The sequence below is a fragment of the Spirosoma daeguense genome, assembly GCF_054776875.1.
The window spans coordinates 916358-931122 of the sequence record NZ_BAAHBF010000001.1 but is presented as its reverse complement, the minus strand read 5'-3'; the positions used below and the strand labels follow the sequence as shown (position 1 = coordinate 931122).

General features: G+C 46.3%; 12 protein-coding genes. 8 read left to right on the top strand and 4 right to left on the bottom strand.

Annotated elements, in window-relative coordinates:
- The first annotated feature begins 211 nt into the window (after nucleotides 1-211).
- Both ACYVD4_RS03590 and ACYVD4_RS03585 read left to right on the top strand, forming a co-directional pair.
- Nucleotides 212-3328 (top strand): PVC-type heme-binding CxxCH protein, encoded by a 3117-nt coding sequence (locus ACYVD4_RS03590; protein ID WP_460942477.1) that lies wholly within the window; start codon nucleotides 212-214, stop codon nucleotides 3326-3328.
- A 122-nt stretch (nucleotides 3329-3450) separates the two neighbouring features.
- Nucleotides 3451-4386 (top strand): hydroxypyruvate isomerase family protein, encoded by a 936-nt coding sequence (locus ACYVD4_RS03585; RefSeq protein WP_460942986.1) that lies wholly within the window; start codon nucleotides 3451-3453, stop codon nucleotides 4384-4386.
- Nucleotides 4387-4482: 96 nt separating this feature from the next.
- Here the strand turns inward: ACYVD4_RS03585 and ACYVD4_RS03580 are convergent, their stop codons facing one another.
- From ACYVD4_RS03580 to ACYVD4_RS03570, 3 genes are all read right to left on the bottom strand, one after another.
- Entirely contained in the window at nucleotides 4483-4791 is a 309-nt protein-coding gene (locus ACYVD4_RS03580) for an isoamylase early set domain-containing protein (RefSeq protein WP_460942475.1), read from the bottom strand.
- Between the two features lie 212 nt (nucleotides 4792-5003).
- The gene (locus ACYVD4_RS03575) at nucleotides 5004-5999 is read right to left on the bottom strand and encodes an AAA family ATPase (protein WP_460942473.1); all 996 of its coding nucleotides are present in this window, start codon (nucleotides 5997-5999) and stop codon (nucleotides 5004-5006) included.
- A gap of 61 nt (nucleotides 6000-6060) precedes the next feature.
- Complete coding sequence (locus tag ACYVD4_RS03570; RefSeq protein WP_460942471.1) at nucleotides 6061-6474, bottom strand: lipocalin-like domain-containing protein; 414 nt, start codon at nucleotides 6472-6474, stop codon at nucleotides 6061-6063.
- Between the two features lie 197 nt (nucleotides 6475-6671).
- Here ACYVD4_RS03570 and ACYVD4_RS03565 point away from each other — a divergent pair, with 197 nt between their 5' ends.
- The 4 genes from ACYVD4_RS03565 (at nucleotide 6672) to ACYVD4_RS03550 (ending at nucleotide 11930) form a co-directional block, all read left to right on the top strand.
- Complete coding sequence (locus ACYVD4_RS03565; protein WP_460942469.1) at nucleotides 6672-8192, top strand: TPM domain-containing protein; 1521 nt, start codon at nucleotides 6672-6674, stop codon at nucleotides 8190-8192.
- 20 nt (nucleotides 8193-8212) lie between these two features.
- Nucleotides 8213-9055 (top strand): DKNYY domain-containing protein, encoded by an 843-nt coding sequence (locus ACYVD4_RS03560; protein WP_460942467.1) that lies wholly within the window; start codon nucleotides 8213-8215, stop codon nucleotides 9053-9055.
- Nucleotides 9056-9068: 13 nt separating this feature from the next.
- Nucleotides 9069-9713 carry a hypothetical protein gene (locus ACYVD4_RS03555; RefSeq protein WP_460942465.1) on the top strand — a complete coding sequence of 215 codons (645 nt, stop codon included), beginning with the start codon at nucleotides 9069-9071 and terminating at the stop codon, nucleotides 9711-9713.
- A gap of 510 nt (nucleotides 9714-10223) precedes the next feature.
- Complete coding sequence (locus tag ACYVD4_RS03550) at nucleotides 10224-11930, top strand: AMP-binding protein (RefSeq protein ID WP_460942463.1); 1707 nt, start codon at nucleotides 10224-10226, stop codon at nucleotides 11928-11930.
- 64 nt (nucleotides 11931-11994) lie between these two features.
- On the opposite strand, the gene ACYVD4_RS03545 is transcribed toward ACYVD4_RS03550, so the two are convergent.
- Nucleotides 11995-12438 carry a LytR/AlgR family response regulator transcription factor gene (locus ACYVD4_RS03545; protein WP_460942461.1) on the bottom strand — a complete coding sequence of 148 codons (444 nt, stop codon included), beginning with the start codon at nucleotides 12436-12438 and terminating at the stop codon, nucleotides 11995-11997.
- Between the two features lie 249 nt (nucleotides 12439-12687).
- On the opposite strand from ACYVD4_RS03545, the gene cysM reads away from it, so the two are divergent.
- On the top strand, nucleotides 12688-13560 hold the full coding sequence (cysM, locus tag ACYVD4_RS03540; RefSeq protein WP_460942459.1) for a cysteine synthase CysM: 873 nt from the start codon (nucleotides 12688-12690) through the stop codon (nucleotides 13558-13560).
- A gap of 82 nt (nucleotides 13561-13642) precedes the next feature.
- A complete protein-coding gene (locus ACYVD4_RS03535) occupies nucleotides 13643-14728 on the top strand; it encodes a quinone-dependent dihydroorotate dehydrogenase (RefSeq protein WP_460942457.1) in 1086 nt (361 codons plus the stop codon).
- Nucleotides 14729-14765 lie beyond the last annotated feature (37 nt).

Below are 14765 nucleotides of genomic sequence, written 5' to 3'. Positions count from 1 at the left end.
TAATTGTAGAAAGTGGGTAGATTTAACTACGTAGCGCGTAGATTAAAACAAGCAGTTACTACGTATCAAATGGGCCAAATTGCGCTTTGAACCTAAAGAAATTCCAAACTTCATCGGCTGAAAATGACACACGGATAGGTATAAATCACCCTGTTACGCATTTTGTAACGTATACCCTTTTCCTGAAATCCTTCACCCGAGCGATAAACACATGTTCTCATTTCTATCAAAAAAACGGTCTGACCGCTCCCGACAGACTGTTCTTCTATCGGCTGCCAGTCTGGTAGTGGGTGGTCTTTTCGTAGGAGCTTATCAGAATCGCAACCTTAACAAAGCGTCGGAATCGTATCTGACGAATTTGTTCGCGAAACTTGGCGACGATGATAAGCACGATCCCAAATATGCCGTTGGTAGCTTGAACATTGCGCCGGGGCTTGAGGCTACGCTCTTTGCTGCCGAACCCATGCTGACCAATCCAACCAATATCGATGTTGATGCACGGGGGCGCGTTTGGGTTTGTGAAGCGTACAACTATCGCCCAGCCATCAACGGAAACCCGACCAAAAAAGAAGGCGACCGGATCGTGATTCTGGAAGATACCAACGGCGATGGAAAGGCCGATGAAAGTAAAGTATTTTATCAGGGCCCCGAACTTGAATCACCATTAGGTATCTGGGTGCATGGCAATAAAGTTATCGTTTCGAATAGCCCGAATGTTTGGGTATTTACCGATGAAAATGGCGACGATAAAGCCGATAAAAAAGAACTACTTTTTACCGGAATCGGTGGCGAACAGCATGACCACGGCATGCACACGTTTGTGTTTGGGCCTGACGGAAAATGGTATTTCAATTTTGGAAACTCGGGCGAGCAATTGCTCGATAAAGATGGTAATGCGATTACGGACGTAGCCAGTGGAAAAACTATCAACAAGCAAAATTTCAAGCAGGGCATGGTGTTTCGCTGCGATCCTGATGGAAAGAACGTAGAGCTGCTGGCACAAAACTTCCGCAACAATTACGAAATAGCTGTCGATTCATATGGTACGATGTGGCAGTCTGACAACGACGATGACGGGAATAAAAGCGTTCGGATTAACTACGTAATGGAATACGGAAATTACGGTTATACCGACGAGATGACGGGAGCGGGCTGGCAGGCAAACCGCGATAATCTTGAATCCGAAATTCCGTTACGTCACTGGCACCTGAACGATCCCGGGGTAGTACCGAATCTGCTTCAAACCGGAGCCGGTTCGCCAACCGGAATCATTGTTTACGAAGGGAAATTATTGCCCGAAGTTTTCCGAAATCAAGTAATTCACTGTGATGCTGGCCCTAACGTAGTACGTTCGTATCCGGTGCAAAAGCAGGGTGCTGGCTATAAAGCTGAGATCGTGAACCTGCTCGAAGGGGCACGTGATCAGTGGTTTCGCCCGGCCGATGTATGCGTAGCGCCCGATGGTTCGCTGATTATTGCCGACTGGTATGATCCCGGTGTGGGCGGCCATCAGGCTGGCGATCAGAAACGGGGACGTATTTACCGAGTTGCTCCACCCAACTCCCCTTACACAATTCCAAAACTAGACGTATCGACAACCGAAGGAGCAATAGAAGCCTTGCAAAGTCCCAGCATGGCATTCCGCTACGCGGGTTGGCAGAAACTGCACGGCATGGGAAAAAAAGCCGAAAAAGCGCTGGCGAAACTGTACAAAACGTCAGATAATCCACGCATGAAAGCACGGGCGTTGTGGCTACTGAGTCAGTTGGATAAAGGCACAAAACATATTGAATCGGCACTGAAAAGCGACAATCCAGATATACGTATCACGGCATTACGTGCCGCTCGCGAGCGTAAACTTGATATTATTCCCTATGTAAAACAGTTGGTTAAAGACCCTGATCCACAGGTACGTCGAGAATGTGCCATAGCACTACGTCGGAGTACATCGGCTGATGCACCCGCACTCTGGTCGCAACTGGCCAGTCAGTACGACGGTCAGGATCGCTGGGCGCTGGAAGCACTCGGAATCGGTGCCGATGGAAATTGGGATACCTACTACACGGCATGGGCAAAGCAAGTTGATCCGTTGGCTAATGCCGCTGGTAGAGATATTGTCTGGCGGGCCCGTACCAAAGAATCGGTGCCCTTGCTGGCAAAGCTGGCAGGTGATGCTTCGGTTGATCTGAACCAGCGACTACGTTATTTCCGGGCTTTTGATTTTAACCCCGGTGCTACTGAAAAATCGAATGCACTATTGGGAATTCTGCAAGCTAATAGCGGCTCTACCGGAGCGCCGGCCGCCGACGTAACAAAACTGGCGCTACGTCACCTCGACCCGGCCTTTGTAAAAAATTCCTCGGTGGCTACAGAAGCACTGGCAAAAGTCATGGCCGACGTTTATGGAAAGCCCGAATATATTGAACTGGTCTCTCGCTACGAACCAACTTCAGAAAACGAACGGCTCAAGCAATTAGCTATTCAAAAGGCAATGGACGGTATGGGTCGTGATGCGGCTCGTCAACTTCTTAAACAACAGGGTGCTACGTTGGTGTGGGGTGTGCTGAACGGCAGCGACGCCGAAGCCGCTACCAATATGCTCATTGCGCTACGTCGGGTTGGCAACAAAGAATCCATCAATATGCTGAAAACAGTAGCTCTGGATGAGAAACGTTCGGCTCCACTACGTCGGGAAGCAACTCGTTCCTTGGGTGGTAGTGGCGAAGGGGCCGATATGGTATTGGCGTTGTTGAAATCGGGCGATATTAAAGGCGATTACAAAAAAGCGGCTGTGCAGGGTGTTAGCAACGACTGGCGTCGGAATATTCGGCAAACGGCAGCCACTTATCTGGATGGTAGTCAGGGCGCAGGCGGTAAAAAACTTCCGGCTATGGACGAACTATTAGCCATGACTGGCGATGCCTCAAAAGGGCTAAGTGTCTTCAAAAATAACTGCTCTATCTGCCATCAGGTCAACAGCGATGGGCAGGATTTCGGCCCGAAATTATCTGAAATCGGTTCTAAATTGCCCAAGGAAGGCCAATATCTGGCTATTTTGCATCCCGACGCCGGTATTAGCTTTGGCTTTGAAGGCTGGGACGTGAAATTTAAAGACGGTAGTTCAATGACGGGTATCGTGTCGAGTAAAACCGAAACCGACCTGCAAATGAAGTTTCCGGGAGGGGCCGTGCAGAATTACAAAATGGCCGATGTGGTTTCGATGAAACAAATCGACTCGTCGATGATGCCCGCCGGTTTACAGGAAGCCATGAGTACGCAGGAATTAGTGGATTTAGTAGAATATCTAGCAAGTTTAAAACGCAAATAAAACCGAGATTTAACGGATTGATGGATTAAGCTGATTTTGTTGATGGATAAAACTGCTTCTTGAAGCGAAAACAAAATCTGTTTGAGTCCATCAATCTGTTAAATCCCGGTTCTGAAACCATCATGCAACGACGCAACTTTGTAAAATCGACTTTCGGACTGGCAGGAGCTGCCGTCGCAGGCGAATCTGTAGCCGGAAACTGGCATTCCCAGCCTAACTTTTTGGCCAAAAATAATTTTAAGCTAAAATACGCTCCGCACTTCGGTATGTTCGAAAACAGTGCAGGTAAAGACTTGATCGACCAGCTCAAATTTATGGCCGATATGGGTTTTACGGCACTGGAAGATAACGGCATGATGGGACGTGATGCAGCAACGCAGGAAAAAATTGCTAAAGAAATGGCCCGGCTCAATATGGCGATGGGCGTTTTTGTGCTTGATAAAGGCGGAAACAGCCAGAATACACTGGCGGCTGGCAAACAGGAATTCGTCGATATTTTCCTGAATGGTTGTCGGAAAGCGGTAGAAACGGCCAAACGGGTTAACGCCAAATTCACGACAGTTGTACCCGGCGATTTTGAACGGAATTTGCCGATTGGTATCCAGACAGGTCACGTTATCGATGCGCTACGTCGTGGGGCCGATATTCTGGCTCCCGCTGGCCTGACAATGGTATTGGAGCCGCTCAGCGATACGCCAAACCTGTTCCTGCGCACGTCCGATCAGACGTATGAAATCTGCCGCGCGGTGAACAGTCCAGCCTGTAAGATTCTGTTCGATATCTATCACATGCAGAAGAACGAAGGCCACATTATTCCGCACATTAACTGGTGCTGGAGCGAAATCGGCTATTTCCAGATTGGCGATAATCCGGGACGTAAAGAACCAACAACCGGCGAAATCAACTATAAAAACGTCTTTAAATACATTTACCAGAAGCAAAAGGCCGAAAACAAAGAGTTTATCTTTGGGATGGAACACGGCAATTCGCAACCGGGTAAAGACGGTGAAGTGGCGTTGATTAAAGCTTACGTTGAATCAGATAGCTTTACGGTTTAGTTTACCTGATTTGGTAAAAGACCTTTAATGAAAACGGGTAATCAGGAGTCTAATTGACTAATCTGATTACCCGTTTTTTTGACGTAAATGTCTTTCCTAGAGAACAACAACCGAGTTCTCTTCGCTCGATATACCGCTGGCTACGTATTTATCAGCAGCCCAATCGTTTTCCCATTTCGTGCCATCGAGCACGTAACGGTATTGATACTCACCTCCTACAGGCAGTTCGACGGTTGTTTTGTATGAACCATCTTTTTGCTTTTTCAGGACCTGAGAGCTAGCGTCCCAACCATTGAACTCACCGGCCAGGGCGACCGTTTTAGCACCGTTGACGGCCTCAGCCGACAATTCAAACGTTACTTTTGCAAGGGGTTTGCTTTTGAGAAATTGTTTGGCAACTGCCATAGAGGTTGACTTTTAGTTTCAATACAAAGTTATAATACAAAATAAGCAATATCATAATTATCAGAGTATTATGCTTTAATATTCTTCTAAAAATTCTAATTAATATATTTTGTTTTATAAACTCGTATCTAAAAAACGTCCTATTTTGTGGTCTTGCTAAAACTGATTTAGTAGCTTTTAACGGCTTTTACGGTTGTTTATGTGTCCCTTGTTTATACAATTCTGTTTATATAATTACATGGCCAACGTAACACATCGTTAACCACATCAATAGCCTTGTTCAGCCGTTTGGCATACGAGCCGGAAATGAACTGATACGTTAGCTTTCGCTTGTCGAGTTCTTCACGAAACCAAATCAGCATTTCTTCCCGCCGATGACCCTGATCGCGCAAACTGTCGGCTACCCACGCTACATCGGTGTCCAGTAAAATATACGTATCATACTGAATACTACGTTCCAGCGTGGTCAGTTCGGGAGGAATCTGATTGAAATAAATTTCGGAATAAATCTGCGTGGTAATCAAGTCTGTATCGCAGAATAAAACTCGGTTAGCGGTACGTTCAGCGGCTTTTACGGCATCGGTCTGAGCACGCCCAATCTGGATAATATCATCTATAATAAACGCATTAGACGTAATGAAGTTACGCGCCATTTCCAGTACGTACTGCGTTCGATAGGCTACTGCCAATTGTTGTGCGAGTGTAGTTTTTCCCACACTTTCGGGACCGAATAGACAGACTTTCTTGACGAAAAATGGCCGTACTACGTTGGGTATGAATTCCCAATAGTGCGCAGGTTGCTGCCGAATCAACGTAGCCGAAACGGGAACCTGCTGTCGGGGCGGATCGAACGGAACGTAGCGTAAACCAGAATGATGCGCCAGCGGAATTGCGTATTCCTCTGAGGCAAAAAAGACGCTTACCTTCGGAAAACGCTGTTTAATGAAATCGGCCCATAATCTGGTAGCTTCCCAGAGCGGCAACGTTGGGTCATGAAAATCGTCGGCTGCCGTAACAACTTCAATGGTTGGGTAAGGAGCGAGCAACTCAGTGAGCCAGCCAAGGCGTAACGTAGCGTCAATAACATCATCAGGCGCAACGGTCATCGACACAATCAGATGATCACACTGTTTTCGGGCGAAATCAATTAGAGCCAGATGTCCGTTATGGACCGGCATAAACTTCCCGAAAACCAATCCCGTTGTCATGTTTGTTTGTCTGTACTACCTACAAAAGTAAGCGCAGATGTATAACCTGTTTGCAGACAAGCTATTTCTTCACAAAAAGATAGTCGCCTGTGCCGAAAGGGTTGAGTATGAGTTGGGTGGAATTGACAGAAACAATTTGCATCAACCGCCCATACGTTGACGACATGCACAGGGCTCTGATGCGTACTGAATTGCTTTCGATAGAATAATCTCCGCCACCACAACCTAAGAAAGCATAATCGACGGGTTTTGTATTTTCGTAACTCTCCGTGAAGCTTCCGTCGTTTCGGAACGTAATGAACACCCCTTTGTCGGAAGGTACAGTAATTTGTGTACAGCTCGAACCGGTAGAGGGCATACAATACGTAAGCAATTGCCATTTGCCGACAAGCTGATTATTGGCCGGAACTGCGTCGTCGGATGGAGAACAGGCCAATCCGGTCATCAGGAAAAGGAGAATGAGGATATACTTCATCGTTGAGAGGATTTAGAAATAAGACCCCGAAATTATCCGAAGCGTTGTACGAATCCGATATAAATTCCGCCAGATATTAACTACTTACAGCCGGTTTCTGGTCAGACCTTTCCACTTATCAACTCTAACGATACGTTACTGATTTATTGATCAGTTTTACAGATAGTTAGCTATTCCGACATCTCACTTCCTCGATCATGAATCAGAAACTCCGCCACTTCCTGATCCTTTGCTGGTTACTGGTAGGTAGTTTACCAATACGGTGCTTTTCACAGGCATACACGCCCGAAACGGTGCCGAATCCGAAGCAGGAACGTAGTAGTCACTACGTTAGCAATCCCGATAAGATCCTGTCGGCATCCGTCGTAAAAGAAATTGATACGATGCTGGGCGCGCTGGAAGATTCGACAACGGCGCAGGTTGCGGTTGTCTGCGTGAATTCTATCGGAGAAGCGGTTCCCAAAGATTTCGCTACTACGTTGTTTCGCAAGTGGGGGCTGGGCTATAAGAATAAAAACAACGGTTTGTTGATTCTGCTGGTAAACGATCAGCACCGGATTGAGATGGAAACCGGGTATGGGCTGGAAGGCGTTTTGCCGGATGCGATCTGTAAACGGATTCAAACTCAGTACATGATTCCCCACGCCAAAGAAGGAAACTTCGACAAAGCGATACAGGCGGGTGTGGAACAGGTTATTTATATTCTCACGACACCCGAAGCTAAAGAGGAAGTTTACGATGAATCGAAGTATGAGCCTGAGCCCTATCACGGCGTAAGTGCTGGGGGAGTGATGGTCTTGTGTATGTTGTTCGCCATTTTTCTGACGCTGGTGAAGCTTTTTATGGTATGGTTGAAATCCAGCGATGCCACCACAACCAGTATTGAACAGGCAATCTCAAAATCAAGATTGACCAGATGGAGCTGGGGATTTTTTCTGTGTATACTGATGCCAATACTACTTGGCTCGCTTTTTATTCAGCTTCGCGAGCAGGGACTGCTGCCCGGCTGGCAGGTTCTTGGCATACTGTATGCCTACATGTGTCTGGTGCTTTGGGAAGCGCGTTGGCGTCGACTCAAAAAATTTAGAGAACTTTTCGGTTCTATGTCGGAGCAACAGCAATATGATCGCTGGAAGCTGGCTATGGCAACGGGATGGTTTAAAGCGATCCTTTTTCCAATACCGTTCTGGCTGGTAAAACAGCAGGATAACCAATGGCTCAATACGTTACGAAATCATCCACGACGTTCGGCTGACGGGCATGAACTGACCAAATTAGATGATCGTGAAGAGTTAGGGTTTCTGACTGATTATCAGCAGGTAGAGCAACGCCTAAAAACGGTCGATTACGATGTGTGGCGGAATCCGATTCACAACGTCACCGAAACGATTGGCTATGAAAATCTGAAAGATGCTACGTATCATCGCTGTCGAAAATGTTACTCACGCACTATGCATTTTACCGAAAGCCGGGTTGTGGCAAACGCTACGTATGAGCGTGAAGGACGTAGCATCAAAAATTACAAATGCGAAGCCTGTGGTCATCAGGAAGAAACGGCGCATGTGATTGCCAAACGAACGGTAAGTTCGTCAAGTAGTTCATCGTCAAGTTCTTCATCGGGCAGTAGCTATAGTTCGTCAAGCAGTTATTCGGGTGGTTCCTCAAGCAGTTGGGGTGGCGGAAGTTCAGGTGGCGGAGGCTCGGGTAGTAGCTGGTAATAGACTGACGCATCCATCGAATGAAATTCTCTTTTCAGAAAATACTGGCTTACTCGCCATTGGCCGCGATAGTCGCCCTGTTACTGGGTTGCAGCGAAAGCATACGTAGCGGCTACCATATCGAGGATAATCAGGTTGTGCTGTACACCGGCTTTCCAGCGCAGCGATCAGTGGTCAAGGATGCTGATGTCGATACGTTTTCGGCTATTAACAAGCAATACGGTAAAGACAGCAAGCACGTTTTTTATCGGGGAACGATCATTCCGAAAGCTGATCCCGCTACGTTTGTTCATCTGGCTGGCGACTATACGAAAGATCAAGCAAACGGCTATTTTCAGGATCAGCATATTAGTGACGATGGTGCCCATTTTGCAATCGTACCCAACCCCGCCGAAACATCAACCAACGTAACGGCTGAAGGAATTGCCTATGCCCGCGATAACCGTTACGTGTATCGGTCAACAGAAATTGTGGATGGCGCCGACCCTGCTACGTTTGCTGTTGTGCCGATGTTTAACGGTTACTACGTTACGTATGATCGCCGATACGTCTACTCTCGCGATCAGCCAATTGATGGAGCGAACGGGTCGTCGTTTCGAAAAATAACCGAGCTGGTCTTTACAGACGGTCGCAACGTATGGGGGCTTGCGGTGGGGAAAGATACGTACTGGAATCGAATGACTGCTGTAGATATTATGTCTCTGAAAAGTGCGGGTACCTATTATGCGCAGGATAAAAAGCACATTTATCTGGGAAACGACCAGCTCGCAGAGGCTGATCCTGCTACATTCATAGAAACCGGCTATTTGACCGGAAAAGATAAAAACGCTACGTATCAGTCGGGCCAACGCTCTGCCCACTAATTGTTGTTTGCGTATGACTAATGCTGGCGATGCTTCAACAAACAGGAGCAATGACGAACTAATTATCACCCCGCGAATACTAGAAGGTATCTGGAAATGTCTTGATTGGCATGGCTTGTTTATGCAGAATCTGGATGCACCGTCTGTAGATGAGTTTTTAGCCCATTATACCCATCCTGTACAATGCCTGACTTTAGAATGGGCCGACAATCTCAATCGGTTAACATATCTGTATGATTTGAGCATAAATCAGGCTCAGGTTACACCTGCCATTGCACCTTATGCGAGACGGGTAAACGAAGCCAATCAATATCTCTGGAAAATTCTACGCCCTGAATGGCTGGAAGCGAACGGAAACTGGATGCCAATTTGGTTCAAAGCTGCGGAGTACTGGGATATAGCTCCAATAAAATTCATATTGGAACAAGGTTTTGATGTGAACACAATCGATGAATCGGGAAAGATCGCCTTATTTTATGCTGTAGGTCCGTTTGGCGGAAGGCTGGAACTGGTAGAATTACTGGCAGAAGCGGGTGCCAACTTTAACCTTCCCGGTAATACAATTGATATTCTTTTAGAGCGAAGTCAGGAAGGGATTCTGGGACGTATCGAAATGGAAAATGCCGCTTTGATTGACGCTTATTTACGTAATATGTAACCAGTTATAACTTTTCTCAGGTGTAGTTGAACTGGAGTTTATTTATAGCTCAATATTGTCTTTTGTTAACAAAATATTAACTATCTTGCCAGTAGGTCTGCAGAACAAAAAACGCCGGCCTCAACCGGACCGGCGTTTCTAGTTTCTTTCTTAACTTAAACGCTGTTTAGGCGTCAGCCTAATGACATCAACAACAGGGCAGTAGTTGCATTTCGATGCTACTTGTATGATAAGCGGTTAAATAAGCCTACAGGTGGTCGAAATCACGATGCCGGAGCCCCAGGTTCCGGCATTTTTTTGCCGTATGAAAAGGTTTGGATAGCCTCTATAGTTCTATTGAACAATTTCCATAGTTTTGTTGTACACATCAATGATTTTAGAGTACGGGCTTAACGGCCAAACAATGCTATTGTGACCTTTAGCACGGCTTGCCATTTTTTGTGGATAATGTCATAACTCATTCTCGAATGAATGCGTTATCTCTGTATACCCTTAACCGATACGTCCTATATGAAAACTCCATCTGCTGTAAGTACTCACCCCTGGCTTCGGTTTTATCCCAAGGAAGTTCCTACCGAAATAAATCCTGATGCTTATCCTTCATTAGCCGCATTACTGGAAGAGGGGTGTCATCGATTTGCGGACAAGCCGGCTTATGCCTGTATGGGTAAACAGATTACGTTTCGCGAACTGGATAAATTATCGGCACAGTTTGCATCGTTTCTGCAAAATGCGCTTCATCTGCAGAAAGGAGATCGATTAGCAATTCAAATGCCCAATACGTTGCAGTACCCGATTGCTATGTTTGGCGCACTGCGAGCCGGTCTGGTGGTCGTTAACACGAATCCGCTCTACACTCCGCGTGAGATGCAGCACCAGTTTAAAGACTCTGGTGCCAAAGCCATCGTGATTTTGAGCAACTTCGCGAATAATCTGGAGAAAATTCTTGACCGCACCGACATTCAGCACGTTGTTGTAACGAGTTTGGGCGATTTGCTTGGATTCCCTAAAAAGCAGATCGTGAATGCAGTAGTGAAGTATGTCAAGAAACTGGTTCCCGACTATAACCTGCCTGATGCCATTTCATTTAGTGAAGCATTAAGTCGGGGAGCTACCCAGCCGTTCCGACCTGTCGATATTATTAGTTCTGATCTGGCCTTTGTTCAATATACGGGTGGAACTACCGGAGTTTCGAAAGGCGCCATGCTGACACATAGGAATATTATCTCCAATGTTGAATGTCAGCATTACTGGATGATGCCCGCGCATATTCCTAATGGTGAAGGAATTATCGTAGCGGCTCTTCCACTCTATCACGTGTATGCTCTGACAACCAATGCTTTGGCATCACTGAAAAGTGGTTCCATGAATTTGCTTATCACCAATCCGCGTGATTTGAATGCCTTCATCGACGATCTGAAAAAATATAAAATAACCGCCTTTACAGGGGTCAATACACTGTATAATGGTCTTCTGAATCACCCACGTATCGGTGAGGTAGATTTTAGCTACCTAAAAGTTACGTCGGCGGGTGGTATGGCTTTACAAACTGCCGTTGCTGAACGTTGGACCAAACTGACCGGTAACACGCCATGCGAAGGCTATGGATTAACCGAAACATCGCCGGTTTTGTGCTCAAATCCGATTGATGGTACGGTACGTGTTGGTACAATTGGCATCCCGTGGCCGAGCACCGAGATGAAAATCATTAACGAAGATGGTACGGATGCACCCATGGGCGAACCCGGCGAAATTGTTGCCCGTGGGCCACAGATATTCAAAGGATATTACAATAGACCCGAAGAAACGGCCAAATCTATGCTTGGCGATTGGTTTAAAACGGGCGATGTGGGTGTAATGAATGAAGACGGATTCTTCAAGATCGTAGACCGGAAAAAAGATATGATTCTGGTATCGGGTTTCAACGTGTATCCGAACGAAATTGAGGACGTAGTAGCGCAGTGTCCCGGCGTAATGGAAGTTGCCTGTATTGGTGTTCCTGACGAAAAATCGACGGAAGTGGTGAAGATTTTTGTGGTTAAAAAAGACCCCGAACTTACCGCAGAAGCCATAAAAGCCTATTGCCGCGAAAACCTGACGCCGTACAAAATTCCCCGTATGATCGAGTTCCGCAATGAACTACCCAAATCGAACGTAGGAAAAATCCTACGTCGGCCATTGCGGGATGAAGAAATGGAAAAACTGAAGAAGAAATAAATACTACGTTCCCTGCTACGTATCAGCATAAACCTGTTGATACGTAGCAGGGAACGTAGTATAATTAACCTGCCATAGCCGCAGTTGAATCAAGTGTTAATAGCTCCTGCTGAAACCCCTTCACCTGTTTAATAAAGCGGCTGGCTTTTCGACGAGACACTTCTACTCGGTCGCCATTTACCATACTCACGCTCAATTGCTGTTCTTCGGGATGAAACGCTTCCAGATACAGAAGGTTGATGATATTCTTTTTGTGAGGCCGCACAAAGAGTTTGGGCGATAACCGTTCTTCCAATTTTTTGAGGGTTAGCGATACCATCAATCGGCTACCATCAATGAAATGAAATAAGGTGTAATTGCCTTCGCCTTCGAGCCGTACGATCTGGTGCATTGGCATTTTTCGGCGGCAACCCCAGAAAGGAAGTGTTAAATCGGGTAAGGCAAACTGATTGGCCAGTTCTTCTACATGACCAACAATTAGCGGTTTCGCTAGTAGTCTTTTTCGCATAGTATGGATTTTGTGGTGTGAATAATGCGATACGACGACAATGTTTCGTGTTACCGAAAGTTGCTAACGTATTCGCTGTAGCAAGTTTACACAAAATTCATTATCAATCAATTGAGTGTCTAAAAAAAATATTTTGATAATATACGCACTGCGCTATTAGCCCAACCTTACCTCACTATATCCGACTATAACGAACTTATTGAGTAGCTTTAAACTTGAGAAAGCATAAGACAAGTTATACGAATAAGCATGGCATCCCTTCTTGATTTGGTTGGCAATACGCCCCTGGTAGAATTGAATCGCTTAAACCCGAATCCCAACGTAACGATATACGGTAAGCTGGAAGGGAATAATCCCGGTGGCAGTGTGAAAGACCGCGCTGCTGCCAGCATGATTCAGGGAGCCATTGACCGTGGCGAATTAAAACCCGGTATGAAATTGATTGAAGCGACAAGCGGAAATACTGGCATTGCTCTTGCCATGATTGCGCGGCTTTACGACATAGAAATAGAACTGATTATGCCCGAAACTTCCACCCGTGAGCGTGTGCTAACCATGGAAGCCTTTGGGGCCAGCGTTATTCTAACCGAAACGATGGAAAGTGCCCGCGATTTTGCCGAAGCACAGGTAGAAAAAGGGGGGTATCTGATGCTCAACCAGTTTGCTAATCCTGATAATTATCTGGCACATTATCGAACAACAGGTCCCGAAATCTGGCGCGATACATCCGGAAAGATTACGCACTTCGTTTCGTCAATGGGTACAACGGGTACCATTATGGGTACGTCGCGATATCTGAAAGAACAAAGTGCTGATATTCAAATTGTTGGTTGCCAACCAACCGACGGTTCGTCGATTCCGGGCATTCGGAAATGGCCAATTGAATACCTTCCAAAGATTTTTGAGCCTCAACGTGTCGATCGGGTTATGGAAATATCGACCGAAGATGCTACGTTAATGACCCGTCAGCTGGCGAGTGTTGAAGGCGTATTTGCGGGCATGAGCAGTGGTGGAGCAGTACATGCGGCTGTGCAACTGGCTAAAGAACTGGAATCGGGTGTAATTGTCTGTATCATCTGCGACCGGGGCGACCGATATCTATCGTCTGATCTATTTGGTTAACGTAGTAACCGCCTGACTAGATTAATGAAATAAAAATTCGACGTACCGTGAAGGCCGTTCGGTCGAACTGTATCTTTGTGGTATGTACAAGCGAATCATCCTGCCGTTACTTTTTCGCATCGATGCGGAAACCATTCACCACACCGTTTCAAGCCTATTAAGATTTATACTGGCCATCCCTGGTTTATCAGCCATTTGCCGTAAGTACTACGTTGTCAACGACAAACGGTTGGAACGTACCGTTTTTGGTATTACGTTCCCGAACCCAGTAGGTATGGCGGCTGGTTTTGATAAAAACGCCGAATTGATCAGCGAACTGAGTGATTTGGGCTTTGGCTTCGTAGAAATTGGCACGGTTACACCACGCCCTCAGCCCGGCAATCCGCGCCCACGTTTGTTCCGGCTGAAGCCTGACGGTGGTCTTGTCAATCGAATGGGTTTCAATAACAAAGGCGCTTCGGTAGCGGCCGAACGCTTACGTCGTTTTGCGCAGACTCGTGGTGATAGGCAGGTTATTGTGGGCGGTAATATTGGTAAGAATAAAGATACACCGAATGAAGAAGCACTGAACGATTACCTGCTGAATTTTCGGGAGTTGTTTGATACGGTCGATTATTTTGTCGTTAATGTAAGCTCTCCTAATACACCTGGTTTGCGCGATTTGCAGGAACGAGAACCCCTGACACGACTACTGAGTGCTATTCAATCAGAAAACAAACAGCGCTCAACACCCAAGCCGATTTTATTGAAAATTGCTCCAGATCTAACCAATGGTCAGTTAGACGATATCATCGCTATTGTTGCCGAAACGGGTATTGCGGGCGTAATCGCAACGAATACAACCATCAGCCGAAGCGGATTGAAAACGGAGGCAAGGGATATAGAACAAATAGGTGCTGGTGGAGTTAGCGGTCGCCCACTCCGAGATCGGGCTACTGAAGTGATTCGTTATTTGCACCAACAATCGGGCGGGGCGTTCCCAATTGTTGGGGTTGGTGGTATTTTTTCGCCCGAAGATGCGCAGGAAAAACTTGATGCTGGAGCCAGCCTGATTCAGCTATACACAGGTTTTATTTATGAAGGCCCTGGTGTGGCTCGCCGTATCAATCGGACGCTTCTGAAGAATAGTGTAGACAAACGGATATCAGAAACTTTTATCAATTCGTAGAATAATTTATTGGCTAAATATTTTCCGTTTGTCTACA

What these genes read in the sequence shown, in the direction of transcription:
- ACYVD4_RS03590 (WP_460942477.1), top strand. Translation starts at nt 212, where the DNA reads ATGTTCTCATTTCTATCAAAAAAACGGTCTGACCGCTCCCGACAGACT.
- ACYVD4_RS03585 (WP_460942986.1), top strand. Translation starts at nt 3,451, where the DNA reads ATGCAACGACGCAACTTTGTAAAATCGACTTTCGGACTGGCAGGAGCT.
- ACYVD4_RS03580 (WP_460942475.1), bottom strand. Translation starts at nt 4,791, where the DNA reads ATGGCAGTTGCCAAACAATTTCTCAAAAGCAAACCCCTTGCAAAAGTA.
- ACYVD4_RS03575 (WP_460942473.1), bottom strand. Translation starts at nt 5,999, where the DNA reads ATGACAACGGGATTGGTTTTCGGGAAGTTTATGCCGGTCCATAACGGA.
- ACYVD4_RS03570 (WP_460942471.1), bottom strand. Translation starts at nt 6,474, where the DNA reads ATGAAGTATATCCTCATTCTCCTTTTCCTGATGACCGGATTGGCCTGT.
- ACYVD4_RS03565 (WP_460942469.1), top strand. Translation starts at nt 6,672, where the DNA reads ATGAATCAGAAACTCCGCCACTTCCTGATCCTTTGCTGGTTACTGGTA.
- ACYVD4_RS03560 (WP_460942467.1), top strand. Translation starts at nt 8,213, where the DNA reads ATGAAATTCTCTTTTCAGAAAATACTGGCTTACTCGCCATTGGCCGCG.
- ACYVD4_RS03555 (WP_460942465.1), top strand. Translation starts at nt 9,069, where the DNA reads ATGACTAATGCTGGCGATGCTTCAACAAACAGGAGCAATGACGAACTA.
- ACYVD4_RS03550 (WP_460942463.1), top strand. Translation starts at nt 10,224, where the DNA reads ATGAAAACTCCATCTGCTGTAAGTACTCACCCCTGGCTTCGGTTTTAT.
- ACYVD4_RS03545 (WP_460942461.1), bottom strand. Translation starts at nt 12,438, where the DNA reads ATGCGAAAAAGACTACTAGCGAAACCGCTAATTGTTGGTCATGTAGAA.
- cysM (WP_460942459.1), top strand. Translation starts at nt 12,688, where the DNA reads ATGGCATCCCTTCTTGATTTGGTTGGCAATACGCCCCTGGTAGAATTG.
- ACYVD4_RS03535 (WP_460942457.1), top strand. Translation starts at nt 13,643, where the DNA reads ATGTACAAGCGAATCATCCTGCCGTTACTTTTTCGCATCGATGCGGAA.